General features: G+C 61.7%; 12 protein-coding genes. 4 read left to right on the plus strand and 8 right to left on the minus strand.

Annotation, left to right across the window (positions count from 1 at the left end; genetic code table 11):
* Positions 1-176 precede the first annotated feature (176 nt).
* Positions 177-1,949, minus strand: a complete 1,773-nt coding sequence (locus EDF24_RS07140; RefSeq protein ID WP_123701856.1) for an ATP-binding protein — start codon at positions 1,947-1,949, stop codon at positions 177-179.
* A gap of 674 nt (positions 1,950-2,623) precedes the next feature.
* Here EDF24_RS07140 and EDF24_RS07145 point away from each other — a divergent pair.
* The gene (locus tag EDF24_RS07145; protein ID WP_123701858.1) at positions 2,624-2,866 is read left to right on the plus strand and encodes a hypothetical protein; all 243 of its coding nucleotides are present in this window, start codon (positions 2,624-2,626) and stop codon (positions 2,864-2,866) included.
* A 26-nt stretch (positions 2,867-2,892) separates the two neighbouring features.
* On the opposite strand, the gene EDF24_RS07150 is transcribed toward EDF24_RS07145, so the two are convergent.
* The 7 genes from EDF24_RS07150 to EDF24_RS07180 all read right to left on the minus strand — a co-directional run bounded on the left by EDF24_RS07150 (position 2,893) and on the right by EDF24_RS07180 (position 10,846).
* Entirely contained in the window at positions 2,893-3,156 is a 264-nt protein-coding gene (locus tag EDF24_RS07150; RefSeq protein ID WP_123701860.1) for a hypothetical protein, read from the minus strand.
* Positions 3,157-3,691: 535 nt separating this feature from the next.
* A complete protein-coding gene (locus tag EDF24_RS07155) occupies positions 3,692-4,933 on the minus strand; it encodes an MFS transporter (protein WP_123701862.1) in 1,242 nt (413 codons plus the stop codon).
* Between the two features lie 2 nt (positions 4,934-4,935).
* Positions 4,936-5,865, minus strand: a complete 930-nt coding sequence (locus tag EDF24_RS07160) for a glycosyltransferase family 2 protein (protein WP_123701864.1) — start codon at positions 5,863-5,865, stop codon at positions 4,936-4,938.
* A gap of 50 nt (positions 5,866-5,915) precedes the next feature.
* A complete protein-coding gene (locus tag EDF24_RS07165) occupies positions 5,916-6,650 on the minus strand; it encodes an ABC transporter ATP-binding protein (protein ID WP_221181351.1) in 735 nt (244 codons plus the stop codon).
* Positions 6,647-7,504: an ABC transporter permease gene (locus EDF24_RS07170; RefSeq protein WP_221181352.1), complete on the minus strand. Its 858-nt coding sequence runs from the start codon at positions 7,502-7,504 to the stop codon at positions 6,647-6,649. Before EDF24_RS07170 ends, EDF24_RS07165 begins: the two co-directional genes overlap by 4 nt.
* Positions 7,497-8,876 (minus strand): ABC transporter substrate-binding protein, encoded by a 1,380-nt coding sequence (locus tag EDF24_RS07175; protein ID WP_123701868.1) that lies wholly within the window; start codon positions 8,874-8,876, stop codon positions 7,497-7,499. Before EDF24_RS07175 ends, EDF24_RS07170 begins: the two co-directional genes overlap by 8 nt.
* A gap of 47 nt (positions 8,877-8,923) precedes the next feature.
* Positions 8,924-10,846 (minus strand): alpha-galactosidase, encoded by a 1,923-nt coding sequence (locus EDF24_RS07180; RefSeq protein WP_123701870.1) that lies wholly within the window; start codon positions 10,844-10,846, stop codon positions 8,924-8,926.
* 835 nt (positions 10,847-11,681) lie between these two features.
* On the opposite strand from EDF24_RS07180, the gene EDF24_RS18870 reads away from it, so the two are divergent.
* The 3 genes from EDF24_RS18870 to nudC are packed head-to-tail and all read left to right on the plus strand — an operon-like array spanning position 11,682 to position 14,769.
* Positions 11,682-12,740 (plus strand): hypothetical protein, encoded by a 1,059-nt coding sequence (locus EDF24_RS18870; protein WP_148070841.1) that lies wholly within the window; start codon positions 11,682-11,684, stop codon positions 12,738-12,740.
* Entirely contained in the window at positions 12,733-13,890 is a 1,158-nt protein-coding gene (locus EDF24_RS07185; RefSeq protein ID WP_148070842.1) for a radical SAM protein, read from the plus strand. The genes EDF24_RS18870 and EDF24_RS07185 overlap by 8 nt, the downstream gene beginning before the upstream one ends.
* Positions 13,891-13,911: 21 nt before the next feature.
* On the plus strand, positions 13,912-14,769 hold the full coding sequence (gene nudC, locus EDF24_RS19665; RefSeq protein ID WP_123701874.1) for an NAD(+) diphosphatase: 858 nt from the start codon (positions 13,912-13,914) through the stop codon (positions 14,767-14,769).
* The last annotated feature ends 12 nt before the right edge of the window (positions 14,770-14,781 follow it).

The following is a 14,781-nucleotide window of genomic DNA, read 5'->3' on the forward strand; positions in this document are numbered from 1 at the left end:
ACTAGCGCGTCACTCTGGGGTGCCCCCGATCGCGGGGCGTAGTCCATTACTTGCTGCCACCACTTCGCCTTAAGAATCGTGCGCCCGAATCTGGAAGATCCGGTCTGCGCTTAGGGTTTGCGACCCGCGGAGCTAACAGCCGAGGACCCGCGGAGCGGGGTCCTCAATCCGCAGGGTTATTCCGTTCCGAAATCTAATTGAGCCTGGCTCCAGAGCGAACTCACGCGCTCGTAACGAACGTTTTTGCTCTGCGGTGACGCGTCACCGACCGTCTGCACCTGATTCTCCTTCCGAAGAACACGAAGCCAATGGATGACAACCTGTTTGTTGAGACCGGTCGCGAGTTCAATTTCGGCGCGCGACAGAACCCGTCCTTGGAGTGCGTCGAGAATGACTTGTCGCCGGTCTCGCGGGGCGAGGCGACGAGCGGTCTCCGCGGCTGCGCCCCGGGTTCGGGGAGATAGGCGATACTCGGTCCAGCGCCGGGTGCCGATCTGCACGATGAGTTCTCGTGAGACTAGATCGCGTAGCTCGGCGGTCGCGACGCGAGAGTCCAAGCCGGATGCCGCCCGGTAGGTCGAGTTATCGATGGACCCGCGGTTTCGCATCGTGGCGAGCCCTACGATCTGGGAGTTTGTCAGACCGCTCTCGTTCATGCGGTCGAACCACTCGACGGTCGCCTCGTCCAGTAGCGCGTGGTTGGGGAACGTGACCGTGAAGGATGAGACGCGGTCGTCGAATTTCGGGATGCTCATGCCTGCCGAACGGAGTGCTCCGACCATCGTTCGGATGCCGGAGCCGCGGTTCTCGCACACTGTCCGGTTCTCGCCGGGAAGAGAGACGTCCTCCAGTAGCCTCAGCAGGAAGGAATTTCTTGACGAAGAGGTCCCGACCTCTTCAGTGAGCGATCCCACGGTGACTGGGCCGAACAGACCTCCTGGGTTGCGGATAAGGAGCCGATCCGGGTACATCTCAATTTGCACTTGTGTGCCACGCGCGTGCGCGGAGAGGTCCCGGTGAATGAGAGCGTTGACGATTGCCTCGCGAAGGGCCGCATCGGGATACTCCCACGTGTCAGTTCGACCTACGCCACTCACGATGGACCGTCGCCGCATGTTTCGGGTGACCGCGGCGAGAGCCTCCCTCGCCATCACGGGGACGGGGCCGTCAAGCGTGACGTTGTCGAGGAAGCGCGTCCCGGTCGCATCGTCCGGACCGCTCTCGGTTGGATATACCACCAGCGTGAGTGTCAGTTGAGGGAACATTTGTTGGGGGTGGCGACCCATTGCGAGTAGGCCAGCGAGCGTGGCAACCACTTCGCCTTCGGTAGTGACTGTGAGCGCGCGGGCTTGCTGCAAGATGCCGCTCTCGTCGAGGTCTCGGTAGGCCCACCCGCGGACCTGTCTGACACGCTCGACGTAGGCTGCCACGAGGCCGTCGTCAAGCCACGATCTGTCGGTGCCCGGTACGGGGTCGGCATCGACCAACGGCTGCCCACGATTCGCGATGAGGGTCTGCACTTCATAGGTGGACAGATGCTGATCGCCGTCGTGGACACGGATGTAACTGCCAGTACTTATCCCGCGACCCTTCGAGAAGCATGGCTTGAGCGAAGGGTCAATCTCCGGCACTTCAGCCACGATCAACCAGGTGCCTTCGAACTGATGCTGCTTGATGACCGCCCTTACAGGGGGATGCACTTCCTCAGCGCACATAGACGCCAAGTCCGATGCCATCTTCGCTGGATCGCTCACTCCGGACGCGGCGAACGAGTCACTCTCGTCGAGGCCGAGGATGATCGTGCCGCCAGCCGTGTTGGAGAACGCGGACAGCGTCTCCCGAAGAGAAGAGGGCAGGCCGCCGGCGGCCTTCTTCGCTTCGACGTCGAGCCCGTCGGCACCGACTTCCCTCAAGGACGCGACAGCGGCGGCAAGTTCATCATCAAGCACATCATCATGATAATGCCGAGATCATCATGATGACCTCTCTTGCTGCTGGCGCTGACGAAGGTCCGATCGCGTCACAGCTGCGGGTCGGGGTGACCGAGCGATGTTTGGCCAGTGTCGACGATCACGTATGGCGACGGGGCAACCCTGACTGACGCATGGTTGATGGAGTTCGTCGTCGAGGTGCGTCGTACGTCACAGCCGAAATAGTCTCAGGACAGACCTACGCCAGAAGCTGTCGGGGCGGGGGTCTGCCTCGGGCGAGTCGCTAGGTGCGAAGCGCGTCCGACAGGTTCGTCAGCAACTCCATGGCGTCTGTTTCGACCTCTGCATCATTCGCTGTGCCCGATGTCGTGGCATGCACGAGGCCTTCTCGATCTCGCAGTGGCTCTCCGAGACTGCCCTGCCCGGCGCCAGCCCCAACGACCTGCCCAGCGCCTGATCGAACAGGTGGCGGCATCGACCGCGAGTCACCCCGATGCGATCTCGCGTCGATGATCAACAGTTCCGACGGTCGTCCGCCCGCCGAGCGGTGGTCCGTCGGCCACATGTGACGATCGGAGAGACAATGGTGACGTGGGAAACAACGTGCAACGGCGGCATCACACCGTAGCCCGGATTCTCCTGCAGGGCTTCGCGGATGACGCCGGGCAGCTCCTGCAAGTAACAGCTGCATCATGCGCGAAGCCGCGGAGTCGATGTTCCGTCACCCCGCTACGCCTCTTCCGCCGATCGCTTTCCCGCCTACCGTCGAAGTCCTTCCGGAGCCAGCCGTCACCCGGAGCAGGTCCGACCAGGCCGGCGCGGACGTAGGAGGTATCGTCATCGACGCGGATCTGCCGCCGGTCGAGGACGCCAGAATCGCCGTGCTACTCCGCGCGATCCAGAACGTCGACTGGCCCAAGGACAGCGACGAGTGAGAACCCCGTTTACGGGCCGGGGCTCACTATGAGAGCCTCGTGGTGAGCAGGCTGCTTGTCGACTCGAGTGGCCCCTTCCTGATCCAGGGACCAGTGCTCGTGGACGGGAACGTGCTGTTCCAGAAGAAGCGCGCTTCCGCGCCGGCCCAGAAGTGCAGGAGATCGAAGACGAGCCAACTCTTGTTCTGCGTTTCACCGTGCCTATCGATTATACCGTCCGCCATCGGGATCTCGTCCGCAGGGGAGGCTCCCTCGCGGCCGTCATCGACGATGTTGCATGTCTCAGACATCGCCTACACGATGCGCGCCTCGAACGATCGATTCAAGCGAGTCGCTGCCAAGCCCGCCGCGGTACAAACCGAGAGCCTTCCTGTTGAGATTTGCTGACGAGCGAACCTCTCGTGCCACCAACGGAGCGCAGGTCCCGACGCCCCCGGCCCCCAGGTTCTCCACGCGCGTGTGCGAGCCCAATGCGATACGTGCGCGAACTTGGTCCGCACGGAGCCGAGCCCCCACACCCCTTCGGGCACTTCCGCAGCGTTCCGCGATGTTGAGACTGCGGCCAGTACATGTGCACGGCAGCCTCGCACTTCGCAAAACGGAGCGCCCGAGCATCCGCGAGCGAGGGGACTTCGCGCAGTTCGCTTGCCTCGCCGTCCGCGGCAATCGCCGACCACGTCGCATCCTCGCGAAGACAATCGGCGGGCCGGCCAAAGTTCGCGAACACTTCGTCATCGGAGTGAGCACGAAGCAGCATTGCGGTCGGCATCCGGTCGCCCTAGTCCGACGATCCCCACATCTTTCGCAACAGGTCCTAGGCGCGGATCAACCGGATCGCAACGTATCAAGCGAACGCGCGCCGCCCCACCACATGATCGCGTAAACCCCCGCCGCCGCAGCCGCGACCGTGGTGGCGGCCGTGTTGCCGACGAGGTCGGCGAGTCCGACGATGGCTAGCTGGCTGCAGCCGATCACGGCCGTCTGGATCATGAAGTCGCTGCTCATGATCCGACCCCGGTTCCGCGAGTCTGTGGCCAGCTGCAGCCCGTAGGTGGAGATACTCGCCGCGGCGCTCCCGCCGACGTGTGCGAGTGCAACGAGCGCCACCGCCGCGGGGAACCAAGTGACGATGGGGAAGAGGGCGTACCCGATGGCGAACAATGCGATCGCAGCGGCGATGACGGATCGAAGTGTCGCTGGGCCGACGAAGCGGCGGGCGAGCAGCGGACCCGCCAACGCGCCAACGCCGCGTGCCGCGAATAGCACGCCGACTCCCGCCGGACCGATCCCGAACACGGTCACGGCCAGAACCGGGAACACAGCGAGGATGCCGTTCCCGAGAGCCGTGCCGGGTTTCGCCGCGATGAGGGCAGCGATTCGTCGATCACCACGTGCGATGCGGACAGTGTCCGCCAGTTCGGAGACCAGTCGTCGACGTCGCGGGGGCGTGCGATTGGCTTTGCCACTCAGTTCGCTAATGGACGCGACTATTGACGCAGAGCAGAGAAACGATGCAATGTCGATCCCGAAGCACCAGTACGGGCCGGCAATCGCGGTGACCAGCGCACTGAGTGAGGAGCCGACGACGAGCATGACTGCCCAGATCGCACCGCTGATGACGGTTGCAGTCAGCAAGGCCTCGGCAGGAACGAGCGTAGGCACCGCGGCGGTCGCAGTTGGGGTGAAGAACGCCTTTGCGGCGGCGACTCCGCCAACGGCCGCGACGGCTATGACGACAGTGGCGGGTGTATGGACGAAGAACAACCACGTCACGAAGATCGCCGACGCGAGGTCGCACATGATGAGTAGCGTTCGACGGTCTACCCGGTCCACGACCGTCCCGGCGAATGGTGAGCACACTGCGATGACGATGGTGTCCGCTGCGAGGACAAGCGCTCCCCACAGCGAGGTTCCGGACAACGTTAGGAGCACACCGAGCAGGGGCACGATGACAAACCAGTCGCCGCCTTGGCTCAAGAGCTGCGCGAAGTAGAGGCGTCGGAACGCCGAGTTGTCCCTCAGGATCGTCAGCGCTCCTTGACCGCTACGGGGTTGGCCTCGCGACATACTCACTCCTCTGGACACGTTGTATCTGTCGGTCGGTCGCGACCAGCCGAGAGTTCGCCAGAGTGGCGAGCGCGCGCTGTTGCGGCACTGACTGCTGCGGCGACCCCACCGTCGCCGAAAGTCGAAATGGGCTCGATCTCGTGTTCCGGGTGGCTGACCATCAGGTCGCGAATTCGGTTGAGCCGTGCCGTTGACGTTGCTTCCAACTGCAGGAGTGCCGACTTGTGATGCGCTTGAAACAGTGAACTATGCCGGTCGAGAATCCCCGCGTACAAATCCAGCCGATTGTCCATGCTTACGATGTTCGCGGACGCTGGAACCGTGCGGTATTGCAGAAGCGCCTCCGGAACAATGTCAATGCGTCCCCCATTGCTGAGGAGGCGTAGGGCGAAGTCCCAGTCCTCGAAGCCGGACGTCAACGACTCGTCGTATCCGTGAGCCCGTTGCCATGCGTCGCGGCGGAACATCAGACTCGACGGACAATTGTTCTTTGCCAAGAACGAGACGACATCCCCCCCTTCGGGGCGAACGACCCAGTCGCCGACGCCGAAGGTTTGGACCTGGGTAGAGGCACCAAGCACCTCATCCTCGTCGAATCGTGGCACAACAGCGGAGGCCCAGTCGGTGTGCCAATAGTCGTCGCCGTCGAGCACTGCGATGAGTTCGGTGTCGAGTGCCGCAATGCCGGCGTTACGCGCCGCGCTGACGCCGCGATTGTCGAGCCGGAGAATCTGGATCCGCGAGTCGCGCCTAACGGATGCAAGCGCGTCCGCCTCCGTAGAACCATCGTCGACGACGACGATCCTGTCGAAGGCGCTCGACTGCCTCAGAGCGCTCTCCACGGCTTGGCCGAGAACGGCGCCTTGGTTGAAGCTCGTAATCACCGCACCAGTTCTGCGCGGGGCGTCGTTGGACGCTGTTAATGCGCTCATCTTCACGGTTGACGCCGTGCCGCTGGAGGCCTGTACTCTGTTGCTTGTTATCAATAGCGGATCCCATCTCGGAGTAATGCGTGAATAGTCCTTCGGAGATGTTCCCGTTCGGTCCGCTCGCTCTCATCAGGAATCGTCGCAATGAAATGGTGCGATGGCGCTCTCGTGAGGACGAGCACGCGTTGTCCGAGGGTGAGGGCCTCGTCGATGTCGTGCGTCACAAACACGATCGTCGGCCGTTCACTCCGCCAAACATCGTGCAGCAGGCTTTGCAGGGTGCTCCGGGTGTGCGCGTCCAGGGAGCTGAACGGCTCGTCCATGAGGATGATCGGTGGGCGTCCCGCTAGCGTGCGCGCTATCTGCGCGCGCTGACGCATCCCCCCAGAGAGCTGACGTGGGAGCAGGTGTCGCGCCTCCGATAAGCCGACCTGCTCAAGCACGACGTCCGCTCGTTCCCGGCCCTGTCTCCTCGACGCTCCCTGCAATCGGACGGCAAGTTCCACATTTCCGCGCACGCGCCTCCAGGGCAAGAGAGCGTCGTCTTGAAACACCATGGCGCGCTCCCGCGCGGGGCCTACCACTACTCCGGTATCGGTCGAGATCGTGCCCGACGTGAGCGGTTGCAGGCCGGCAATGCTGCGCAGCAGCGTCGACTTGCCCGATCCCGAAGGACCGACGACGGCGAGGAACTCCGAACGGTCGATGCGCATAGACAGGTCGGATATCACCGGCCGATGGCCGAGGTGAACGGCTACGTCCCGCAGGTCCACGCCAATCTCGTTCATCGTCTCTCCTGCCGCGGAAGCCATGCCGTTACTTGACGTCCGAACCACCCGACGAGCGCCGAGGTGCCCCAGCCGAGCACGCCGATCGTCATCATTCCTGCGATCACGCCGGGGTAGTTCACCAGCGTGTAGGCCAGCCACGTCCGATACCCAACGCCGTATTGACCTGAGATCATCTCCGCGGAGATCAAGCAGACCCAAGAGACGCCGATCCCGACGGTCAGCCCACTGAGAATCCCGGGAAGGGCGCCGGGGACTACCACATGCAGGAGCACCTGCAGTCGGTTGCCCCCAAGCGTGCGAACCGCGTCTTCCCAAGACAGCGGCAGGGAACGCACTGCGTGCTGCGTGCTGACTACGACTGGGAACAATGCGGCCAGGAAAGTGATCGTAATGATCCCCTGCTCGTTCGTCGGGAGCATGAGCAGGGCAATCGGCACCAGCGCGATCGCGGGCACAGGACGCAAGATCTCCACGAGAGTTCCTACGGTGTCGTCAATGGACCGTGATCTAGCCACCCCGATTCCGATCGCGGCCCCACACACACCGGCGAGGACGAAGCCAACCGCAATTCTCTCCAGGCTCGCGCCGACGTCTTGGTAGAAGGTCGGCGTCGATAATTCCCGTGCGAGCACGCCAAACACGGTGATCGGCCCCGGCAACGCCTCGAAGGACAGCCACAAATGGAGGCGGAAAGTAGCTGCGAGCTGCCAGAGCAGGAGGGATGCCATGACGGTCGCGAACCGGATGCCGAGGCGCTTGAGGGCGTCTCGCCGCGGAGACGGGCGCGGTGTGCTTTCATCGATGTCTACCCGGGCAGTAGCCAGAGCTTCCGGATCGCCAATATCAAGCACGGCGGGTCGCTTCGGTGTAACTTACGCGGAACGTTCCGGCGTGGTCGGCGAGGTAATTGTCCGCGTTGTCCCGTGTGGCGAAGGGGAGGAAGCGGTGAGTGGGGGAACCACTGGGATCCTCGACCCAGTCGGAGTGCGCCGCGAACCATCGCGTACCCGTAAGCGTGTCTGGGACGTAGATGGCGAACAAGGAGCCCCGTTCCGCACGCGCGTATCGAAGCGCGCATTGGGCGGATGCGAACGAACTAGTGTGGTCTGAATTCTTAAGCCACACTTCCGAGCGCCGTCCACCGGCGACCGGATCGACCTCGCACCGTGCGTCCGAAAGGGACAATGGGGGTTCTGCCGTTCCTGGGACGTTCCGGGCGCTTGACGGTTCCGTCCGTCGGGCGTATCGGTTGTCGGTGAACGCGGCGATGTCTGGGGTGATGGACGGGTCGACGGAACGAAGTATCCGCTTGTCGGTGCGCAACGCTCGAATGATGCTCGGAGAGACGGCGGTGTCGAACGTTGCGATTCCCCCCGGGCCGTTGTATAGATATACGACCTTCAGCGGCAGGCCAGTTGCCGTCGCGACAGACCGTGCTGCGGCGATCGGGTGTCGGTTCAAGTACTTTGTCGTCTCGATCATGCTCTGCAGAAACGCGTCGATGACTTCGGGATGTTCCTTTGCGAACGCGTCTCGAGCAACGACGCCGTGAAATGTCGGTTTGTGAGTGGTGGCGCCGTCCACTACAAGCGCGCCATCACCGTTGGCGGTGAGTAGCCCGGGCCATGGTGCGAACTGGGAGAGAGCTTGGACGGATCCCGCTTGGAGAGCGGAGGCGCCGACACTCGGATTTTGATTCTCGATCCGCACGTCCGATGCTCGCAGAGCCGCGCTGCGGAGCGTGGCCTGCAGCAAGCCGTCACCTGCTGAACCAACGCTTGTCGAAATCGTCGTCGAGCCTAACTGGCTTGCCGATGTCAACGATGAGCCTTTCCGTGCGACGATGCCGTTGAGTCCTCCGTCATTGTTGTACGCGGTGACGGCGATGAGTTCAGAGCGTGCCGACGGGTATGGGGCAGTGCGTGCCGCGTTGATCAGCAGTGGGAAGTCGCCCATCGATCCGATGTCGAGTTTTGCTGCGAGCATCTGAGTGGTGATCGGCGACCCGGTGTCGAAGTCCTGCCAATTGACGTGATAGCGCCGACCGTTCCGGCGTCCTACGTCGGCGAGATCGTGTTCGAACGACTCCCGGGACCGCAGTAGCGTGCCGGCGGTCACGGTGTTAATCGTCTTACTCTGATACCCCACGACGACATCGACGTCAGTCTCGCGCGCCGTCGCACAGCCCCCGAGCGCGGTCGTGCAGAGGACTATCGCAAGCATCCCGACTGTTAGGCGCGGACGTCCTGGGCTTAGACGGCGCGGCTCGGTCACGACGCCTCGCTGTGTAGCCGGACGGACGACTGGAGTGCGACAGAATCCGCTGGCCGCAGCTGAAGTTCGTGCAGCCCTGGATGAAGGGTCGACGTTCCGTCGTCGAGCATCGGAAGGCTGCGATAGTCGGTCACGAGATTACGAAGCTCGGTGAGCTTGCGTTCAGTCGTCGTTCGGACAGTGACGCTACGAGCGAGCGTGCCGTTTACGATCTGTGTGACGTCGGCGTCAAGAGTGACCACGGAGTTTGGGTTAGTGATGACGAGAACGCCTCCGACGAGCAGTGGTATTTTGAAGGCGTCTGTCGCCACCGGCCTTCTGCCTGAGTGCGCCCCCTGCTCCAAAAGGCGCGAATACCACTTGTGTAGATTCCCGATCGTCTCAGCTTGCCCCGTCTTCAGTTGACGGAGGTCCTTTCCCCAAGCCGGAATGCCCGCTGCGAGCATTCGTATACCGATGAGGGCGACTTCCTCGCGCGTTGCATCGTCAGGGAAAGTTTGGTAATCGTTGAGCGCAGGCATCCCGCGGCTTTGTATGTAACGCATTCGTGCAAGGTTGGTTGCTGAAGCATACGGGGCGTCCCCAGCGCGGACGACCGTGCCGAGCGCCGCTATGGCCGGAGATGCGTAGTCCTGCTTCAACTCGATGATCATTGGGCGTCCGAGACTGTTGGTAATCGATCTGCAGTCATCCAAGACCCTCCTGACGCCCTCGATCGTCGAGGGGAGGTCGTGCGCATGAGTCGGCGATTCGCATTCCTCCTCCGGGAGCCAATTGAACAGGTCGTACTTCAATCCGTCGATCGAGTAGTCGGTGCACATTCGAGCAACGACTTCGGACATTACCGCTCGAGCTTCCGGGCTCCGAAAGCACAAGGAGTAGAACATCGTGGGATTCATGATCGGCGCGCCTTCGATGTCGGCGATTAGCAGCCGTTCGTGCCGACAGATCGCGTCCGACGCGGGACCCACGGCGTGCGGGGCGCACCACAGCAAGAGGCGGCTACCCAACTGGTGGACCTCATCGATGAGGGCGGGCAGGTCTGGGAACCTGTCGCCATCGGGACGCCAATCGCCAATGTTCAACGGCGTCCCGTAGGGACTGTCCAGGCCAGGGCCGAACCATCCGTCGTCGATGATGATGTTGCGAATCCCGAGTTTCGCGCCGCGCCGCGCATTATCGAGGACGAGCAATTGGTCGACCTGATCGGAACTCCAGTCCACCCAGCTGCACCAGTACGGTTCGACTGCGCCTGCCCCCGTCTCGTAACTGATTTCTAGAACTGTGCGTTCCGTCTTGGAGAATAGGCGGAGCCCGTCCGGCCATGCTAGCGGCCGGGACGGTTTACGTGCGAAGATTCGAAGCGGGAGGTTCCCTCGTGGAGCGGCTACTGCGTGCCCCGGAATGTCGAACTCGATTCGCAAGCGCCGATGGTGCACATTCAGCGCCCGGTTGGACGCGGGCTCGTGAATGGCAATGTCCATTTCGGTCGGCGCTGTGATTACTCCGATCATCTGCGTGACGGCACCACCGAGACCTTCGAACAGGAAAAGTGGCGTCTTCATGGCGTTTGCGCGCACCTTGCTTCGGCTGCTGTACCGCCAGGCGGAGATGGGATGCTCGTGATTCATGAACCAACGACCGGTGTCGGGAACAACGATTGAGTCAAAGTTCTCTAGCCGGGTGGAGTAGACGATCTTCAAGCGGGCTGGTGCACGCCTGCCCCTCCAGAGCACCTCAACGAGATCACCGTTCAGAGTCAACTGGATCGCATCGCGCGTTCGACTCGTCCGACCGGCTTCGTCGAAGCGCAGCGTCCGGGGAATCGCCCCGTCGAACGCTAGGTTTGCGCTGACCACGGCGGGTTCGCCGTCATCGAATTCCGCGGACACCATCACGGTGTCGACATCGCTCGTCAAGACATCCCCCTCGATGCTTTCGGCGCCAACCGAGGTCCCAGTGCGGCCACAGCGTCGGCGCTTCGCCCGCCGGGTACTGTAACTGATAGTTCCGCTCCCTAGCTAATTCGCGAAGTCGGGGACTCCGTCCGGGGGTCCACGGATTCCGCACGCCGCCACCTTGCTCGGTTGGTGATCGTTGATCCGCGTGCAGACACCGATCGGCGCGAGTGCGGTTAGCGCTTGGCGCATCGGGCCGCTTGGCCATGGGGGCAAACTGGCCACCTCATGGGGCGGAGGGGAACGTGGGTTGGTACTGCCGGCCAATCGATGACGTCGGTAGCGGTTGCGAAGGCTTAGCTGCTGCAGAGGGTCAGCATGCGTCCCAACCAGGTTCCGGCGCAACGCTTGCCTGTCGACCGCAGGCGCTGGGCATTGAAGCCACAGGTGGGTCGGCCCCGCGCCCGCATCGCTGCCGACCGATCAGCGAGCTGGGGCGAAACGTCTGACACCTCGAGTGACCGCAGCAAGCGCATACGGGTGCTCCGTTCTGCGGCCCGTCGATGGTCGGCCGACCACAACCTGGAGGGCAGTACTCCGCCGGCCGCAAAAAATCGGCGTCACCCACGACGCCCGAAGATGCCTCTGGGCGGAGACACGTTAGCCGCTCGCATCGGTGCAAGTCCGGGCCGATGCGCTGGTGTGGGCCTGGGCCCAGCCGACGAGTCGAGGGCCTCGCAACGACAGTCAAGATGGTTCGGGGGTAGAACTTCTTGGCTACTCCGTGGTTAGGTGAGTCACGTCGGACTGATCAATGAAGAACGGACGGCCTCGTATGACGTCAGTGTGGACGAAGATGCGAACCAAGGACCTAGAAGAAGACTTAGATACCTTCGAACTCGAATATCCAAAGTTTGGCGTGAGGCTGATCGCGGCGCTTACGCGCGGGGCGGGGCGGTATCTCACACCCATCCGAATCTATGGACTTGAGGGCGCACCCGTGCCCGCGAACCAGGTTCGAGAGTCTATCGCGACTCAGGCCACCAACTTGAAGCACAAGTTGCACGGACTGGACCGACTACAGCTTACGGACACGCGATTTTCGAGCGAGTTCTGCTCGGCTCGACTCGGTGTGATCTGCGAGCACCCGACGACAAGCTTGCGGGAGGTGAAGAAGCTGGTTACTGATGCCCTTTTCGCACTCGAAGAGTTAACCCGAAGCGATCACGTCGCTCAACTCGACTACGACCTGCGTAGGAAGCATCCGTCGATTGGTACAGAACTCGATACCATTGACTTTGCTACGAAGCACACACCTTCGGCGATCGCCACCGTCACTACCTTCCAGATTGCCTTGGAGGCATTCGGCGGAAAGACCGCGAGTCCTGGTGTCGCCGTGCGCGGCGTCGGCGACCTTGGAAGCCGAGTGGTTCAAGAACTCACGGCGAGGAGCTTTACGCCCGTGCTGGTGAACGACGTGGACAATACACGCGCGGAAGCGGCGGCCGACGGCGATCGTGTCCAGTCGCGCGGAGACGCCGAGTTAGACAGAGCGGCGGTCGGTGCATACATCTGCTGTGCAGACGCTGGCACTCTCAGCGTCCGCCGAGCAGGAGCCTTGATGTCCAACGGTTCACTTTTGGCTGTTGGCGGACCCGAGGCTGGCTTAGACCATTCATCGGAGGCGATTGCCAAACTGCAGTCAGCTGGTATTCAGTTTGTACCGAGCGTGCTGTGTGGGTCAATGGGACTTGTCTCCAATCTACTCGAAAGCATGCGTGCGAAGGTAGATCTCAATGATCAACGTGAGCGCCTTGCGATCACCGTGCGGGCGATCGCGGAGGAAGCGTTGAAAACGAGGAGATCGTTCCACGCGGTGTGTTCTGATCTTGTACGTGGGGAGCTGCATGTCTGACATTCGAGAGTTTCATCTAACACAATCGGCGAGGGCTGAGCGGGTCGGCGACCCGGAGGAGATCGAGTTCAACTTCGCGGATCTCTATGAAAAGGGAAGCATTTCCCGCGTCGGTGAACTGAATCCGTATGTCACGCTCGCTTGCGACCTGCGCTGCGACTACTGCTATATGCACCCTTTCCTCCAGCGCGCACGGGATGTTACGGAGCTTATGAGCCCGAGCTACTTCTCCGGCCTGGTCCGCTACTTCGCCGGTGGAGACCGAGTTCTTGACCGCATGACGTTCCTTGGCGGCGAACCCACGCTCCACCCAGACATCACACAAATGGTGAACGACGCCGCGCAGTTCAACATCAAAGAGCTGCGCATGACCACGAACGGCGTGGGTCTGCATCACTTGGACCTGGAGCGCCTCGAGCGAGATGCCTTCGATCACGTGTCGGTAAGTATTGACGGTTCGGACGATGTGACAAACAATGCCACGCGAGGTCGAGGAACATTCGCGCGTATCATGCGCACGATTTCAGACTACGCATCGGCCGGCATACGTCTTAGTGTCAATTACACCGTTACGTCGAAAAACGTATCCTCGCTCATAGATGCGGCAGATTTCTTCCACGAGATGGGCGTGAAGATCCTGAACTTTCACCGAGCGTCACTTCGCGGCAACGCAATTGGCAAGCCTGAATTAATCGTGCCCGCGGTGCAATGGGTACAGGCGCGCGATGAGCTCCTATCTCATTTAGAATCGCATGGCCCAAAGTACGCGGGAATGACTTTTCGTGTGCCGTACACGTTCCTTACGCAGACACAAATGCACGATCTGGGGTACGTTCCGATTCAGGAAAACAACTACCATTCTCCTGATGGTGGCCACCGCTTGATTGTGTTGCCCTCCACGCCGCAAGGGCGGGGCCTGTGCTACATGTCATCTGACCTCATAGCTGAAGATCACGCCGAACTCGGGCAAGTTGGCGCGGACGGAACGTTCACATGGAATAGTCACCCAAACAACGAGCTTTCGAGCTTTCGGCTCGCTCCGTCCGCGAACGTTTCAACGCGGATTGCTGATCAAGATACATTCGAGGAGGACAAGATGGCGGGCCTTGAACGAGTGTCGCATTCGTTCAAGAAGACGTTGTGCTTCTAAGTCAGAGAGAAGGTGCGACTGATGTACAGCGATTGGTCGGTATGGGCGGATTCAAGCGGCTGGTCCAAGGAAGCCCGGCGGGCGACCGAACTCTGGAGCAGACCCCAGACACGCCTTTTACTGATAGATGAGGGCGATAACGTTTCGGTCACCGAAACTGGAACATTGGCCATGCGACCTGTTTCTGGCGAGTGGGACGAACAATCGCAATACTTGCTCGGGGTGGTTGGCACCCGACCCACCTTCGCGTCGAGATTGGCCATTGATGGCGAATCGATCCCAGTGCGTGAGGCGCTCGATCGGTTCGGCCCGGAAGATAGATCATGTCTTTCCCGGGCCATCTCCCTACTCCGTTGGCATTCCCAGGGGCGTTACTGCAGTAACTGCGGCGGGCCGACGTCTGTGTTCATGGCGGGCTGGGCACGCCGGTGCGCGGAGTGCGGTGAACTCCATTTTCCCCGAACCGACCCGGCGGTGATCGTCGCAATCGTGGACGGCGATGATCGACTTCTGCTCGGCGGTGAACATGGGTGGGGTACAAGACTGTCCGTGTTCGCCGGCTTCGTTGATGCAGGGGAGTCGGCTGAACAGGCGTTGCACCGTGAGGCCGCCGAAGAGGTCGGGTTGCAGTTGCATGACGTCCGGTACTTCGGGAGTCAACCGTGGCCCTTCCCGCGGTCGCTCATGCTCGCGTATTTTGCGCGAGCAGCTTCCGGAGATTTTCGGGTGGACGGAGCTGAGATTCAGCGAGCACGGTGGTTCAGTCGAGGTCAGCTCACGAGCGATCTAGCATCGGGAACTGTAGTCATACCGCCTCCCAGTTCCATCGCGAACCGAATGATAGTGGCGTGGTTGGAGGACCGTTGGAGAGAAGCGTAGTAGTCAACGAGT

The organism is Curtobacterium sp. PhB130 (assembly GCF_003755165.1).
Lineage (GTDB): Bacteria > Actinomycetota > Actinomycetes > Actinomycetales > Microbacteriaceae > Curtobacterium.